We start from the raw sequence: 4,289 nt of genomic DNA, 5'->3' as shown, positions 1-4,289 counted from the left end.
AGCTTGCTCCCGTTGGGCTGCGCAGCGGCCCCAAAACCGGCGACCCGGTTCTGCCTGGAAAAATGAAGTGGTCTTGCTGGGCCTGCTTCGCAGTCCAACGGGAGCAAGCTCCCTCGCCACGAAGAGCGCACCCCGCAGGACTGGGGCACGAATATTGCTGCCATCTCCCCATCCTTGCAGGAGTTCCCCACCGTGCACCCCCTCCCCGGCACCCAGCGCATCGTCAAGATCCGCCGCGACTACAACTCCTGGGTCGCCGACGAGACCATGGAAGACTACGCCCTGCGCTACACCCCGAAGTCCTTCCGCAAATGGTCGGAATTGCGCATCGCCAACACCGCCTTGGGCGCGGTGTCGTTCCTGGCGCTGGAGGCCATCGGCGGCGTATTGGCTTTGAGCTACGGCTTTACCAACACCTTCTGGGCGATCCTCGCCATCAGCCTGGTGATCTTTCTCACCGGCCTGCCCATCAGCTACTACGCCGCCCGCTATGGCGTAGACATGGACCTGCTGACCCGCGGCGCGGGCTTCGGTTACATCGGCTCCACCATCACCTCGCTGATCTACGCCAGCTTCACCTTCCTGTTCTTCGCCCTGGAAGCGGCGATCATGGCCCTGGCCCTGGAGTTGTATTTCCATATCCCGCTGGCCATCGCCTATGTCATCTGTTCACTGCTGGTGATCCCGCTGGTGGCCTACGGCGTAACGCTGATCAGCCGCCTGCAACTGTGGACGCAACCGTTGTGGCTGGTGCTGTTGGTGCTGCCCTATGGCTTCGTGTTGTGGAAGAACCCCGAGGCCTTCAGCGACTGGACCAGCTTTGTCGGCCGCAGCAGCGACGGTGGCGACTTCAATCTGCTGTCGTTCTGCGCCGCCTGCACCGTGGCGCTGTCGCTGGTCACGCAGATCGGCGAACAGGTGGACTACCTGCGCTTCCTTCCGGAAAAAACCAGCGCCAACCGCAAGCGCTGGTGGGCCGCGCTTTTATGCGCCGGGCCCGGCTGGATCGTGCCGGGGGCGTTGAAAATGTTCGCCGGGGCGTTCCTGGCGTTCCTCGCCCTGCAACATGAAATCCCCATGGAGCGCGCCGCCGAGCCAACCCAGATGTACCTCGTCGCGTTCGGCTATGTGTTCTCCTCTCCCGAATGGGCGCTGGGGGCGATGGTGCTGTTCGTGTTCATCTCGCAGATGAAGATCAACCTGACCAACGCCTACGCCGGTTCCCTGGCCTGGTCGAACTTCTTTGCCCGCGTGACCCACAGCCACCCCGGCCGCGTGGTGTGGCTGGTGTTCAACGTCGCCATTGCGCTGATGCTGATGGAGCTCGGCGTGTTCGATGTGATCGAGCAGGTGCTGGGGCTCTACGCGAATATCGCGATTGCCTGGATCGGCACGCTGGTAGCGGACCTGGTAATCAACAAGCCCCTGGGCCTGTCGCCCAAACACATCGAATTCAAGCGTGCGCACCTCTACGACATCAACCCGGTGGGCGTCGGCTCGATGCTGATTGCCTCGCTGCTGTCGATTCTCGCCCACTTCGGCCTGTTCGGCGCCCTGGCCCAGGCTGCGCCACCGTTTGTCGCGCTGGGCACCGCGTTAATCATGGCGCCGCTATTGGCGTGGCTGACCAAGGGCCGCTACTACATTGCGCGCAGCAGCGAGGCGCAATTGATACACCCGCAACCCGGCACCGGCCTGGTGATCTGCGGGCTGTGCAGCAACCCGTTCGAGACCGCCGACATGGCGTTCTGCCCGGCCTACAGCACGCCGATCTGCTCGCTCTGTTGCTCACTGGATGCGCGTTGCGGCGACCGTTGCAAACCCCACGCACGCCTGGCCAGCCAGTTCGAAGGGGTGTTGCGCTGGTTGTTGCCGACCACGCTGGTACCGCGCCTGCATACCCGGCTCGCGCACTACCTGGGCTTGTTACTGGCGCTGGTACTGATGCTCGCCGGGGCGCTGGCGCTGATCTACATGCAGGCGGCCCAGGGTTTGCCCCATTCGCAAACCTTGTACCAGGCGTTTTTCAAGGCGTTCCTCACGCTCTCGGTGCTGGCCGCCGTACTCGCCTGGTGGGTAGTACTCACCCGCGAAAGCCGGAGGGTGGCCCAGGAAGAATCCGACCGGCAAACCTCGCTGCTGATGCAGGAGATCGCCGCCCACAGCCTCACCGACCAGGCCCTGCAACAGGCCAAGGAAGCCTCGGAAGCAGCGAACGCGGCCAAGAGTCGCTACGTCACCGGGCTGTCCCACGAGCTGCGCACGCCGCTCAACAGCATCCTTGGCTTCACCCAGATCCTGCAGCGCGACAGTGCCATGCCCGAACAGCATCAGGACGCCCTGGCGACCATCCTGCGCAGCGGCTCGCACCTGCTGTCGCTGATCGACGGCCTGCTGGACGTGGCGAAGATCGAGGCCGGCAAGCTGCGCCTGGAACTCACCGAAATCCCCTTCCCGGAACTGATCCACGACCTGGAACAAATGTTCACCCCCCAGGCCGAAGACAAGGGCCTGCGCTTTCGCCTGGACTGCGTGGGCAAGATCCCTGCTGTGGTGCGTGGTGATGAAAAACGCGTGCGGCAGATCCTGATCAACCTGCTGGGCAACGCGATCAACTTCACCGACAGCGGCGAGGTGCGCCTGCGGGTCAGCTACATGCGCGAGACCGCCAACTTCGAAATCATCGACACCGGCATCGGGATTGACCCCGAACAGATCGAGCGGATTTTCCAGCCGTTCGAACGCGGCGACCTGATGCGCCAGGACAAGGGCGTGGGTCTGGGCCTGACCATCACACGCATGCTGACCTCGCTGATGGGCGGCGAATTGCGGGTGGTCAGCGAGCTGGACAAGGGCACCTGCTTCCAGGTACGGCTGTTCCTGTCCCAGGTCCGCGTGCCGCAAGCCGTGGTGCATGTGGAGCACGACATCATCGGCTACCACGGCGAACGACGGCGCATCCTGGTGGTGGATGACCACGTGGACCATCGCAAGGTGCTCAGCGGCATGCTCACGCCCCTGGGCTTCGAGGTGTCCCAGGCCAGCAACGGCCAGGAGGCGATCCGCCAGGTGGCGCTGCTGTCGCCGGACCTGATCCTGATGGACCTCTCGATGCCGACCATGGACGGCTGGGCCACCAGCCGGATGATCCGGCGTAATGCGCTGTCTGCCGCGCCGATTATCATCATCTCCGCCAACGCCTTCACTGACGACCGCGAACGCAGCATCGCCGGCGCCTGCAACGACTACCTGGCCAAGCCGGTGCGTACCCCTGAATTGCTCGGGCGCCTGCAACTGCACCTGGACTTGCAATGGCTGCGCCGTCGCACACCGCTCGCCGCGCCGGTCGCGACCCAAGGCGCGCTACCCAGCGCAGAAGAACTCGCGGTGCTCGCCGAACTGAGCGCCATTGGCTATGTGCGTGGTTTGCATGAAAAGCTCGACGCCATCGTGCTGGACAGCCCAGGTACCGCACCGTTCATCAACAAGCTCCGGGCCTTGCTGAAAAGCTTTCGCCTGGAAGAACTCAACCGCATCCTGAAGGAGGCCGAAGATGAATGCCTTGACCCACAGCGCTGAGCCCGGCGTGGTGCTGATTGTCGACGACACCCCGGACAACCTGGCCATGCTCTCCGACGCCCTGGACGACGCCGGCTACATGGTGCTGGTGGCGCTGGACGGCCTCAGCGCGCTGAACCGCGTGCAACGCCGACGCCCGGATTTGATCCTGCTGGACGCGGTGATGCCCGGCCTGGACGGATTTGAAACCTGCCGCCGGCTCAAGGCGCAACCGGCCAGCGCGGATATTCCGGTGGTGTTCATGACCGGGCTCACCGACAGCAAGCATGTGGTGCAGGGGTTCGAGGTGGGCGGGAGTGACTACGTGACCAAGCCGATCCAGACGGATGAAGTGCTGGCGCGGGTGGCGGCGCATTTGCGTACGTCGCGGATTTTGCTGTCGGCGCGTGCGGCGACACAGCCGAGCGTGATCACCCTGGAGGATGAGCCGGCGCACAAGTTGTTGTCGGCGCGGTTTCAACTGACGGAGCGGGAGGTGGAAGTGCTGCGTTGGGTGGCGTGTGGCAAGACCAATCGGGATATTGGCGACATTCTTGGGTTGAGTCCGAGGACGGTGAACAAGCATCTGGAGCATGTGTATGTGAAGCTGGGAGTGGAGACGCGCACGGCGGCGACTTCGGTGGCGATGGCGGCGATGAGTCCAACCCGGATCCCACAGATGGCCACGGTCTAAAATGTGGGAGCGGGCTTGCTCGCGAATGCGGTGTGTC

General features: G+C 63.8%; 2 protein-coding genes. Both read left to right on the top strand.

All coding sequences use genetic code 11. The features are described from left to right. The first annotated feature begins 192 nt into the window (after positions 1-192). On the top strand, positions 193-3,579 hold the full coding sequence (locus HX873_RS30825) for an ATP-binding protein (RefSeq protein ID WP_177123738.1): 3,387 nt from the start codon (positions 193-195) through the stop codon (positions 3,577-3,579). Beyond that, entirely contained in the window at positions 3,554-4,252 is a 699-nt protein-coding gene (locus HX873_RS30820; RefSeq protein ID WP_008430557.1) for a response regulator, read from the top strand. The genes HX873_RS30825 and HX873_RS30820 overlap by 26 nt, the downstream gene beginning before the upstream one ends. Positions 4,253-4,289: the final 37 nt, after the last annotated feature.

Origin of the sequence: Pseudomonas sp. P7758, assembly GCF_013386485.1 — a bacterium.
Taxonomy (GTDB): Bacteria; Pseudomonadota; Gammaproteobacteria; order Pseudomonadales; family Pseudomonadaceae; genus Aquipseudomonas.
This window is presented reverse-complemented; position numbering and strand designations above follow the sequence as displayed.

What these genes read in the sequence shown, in the direction of transcription:
- HX873_RS30820 (WP_008430557.1), top strand. Translation starts at nt 3,554, where the DNA reads ATGAATGCCTTGACCCACAGCGCTGAGCCCGGCGTGGTGCTGATTGTC.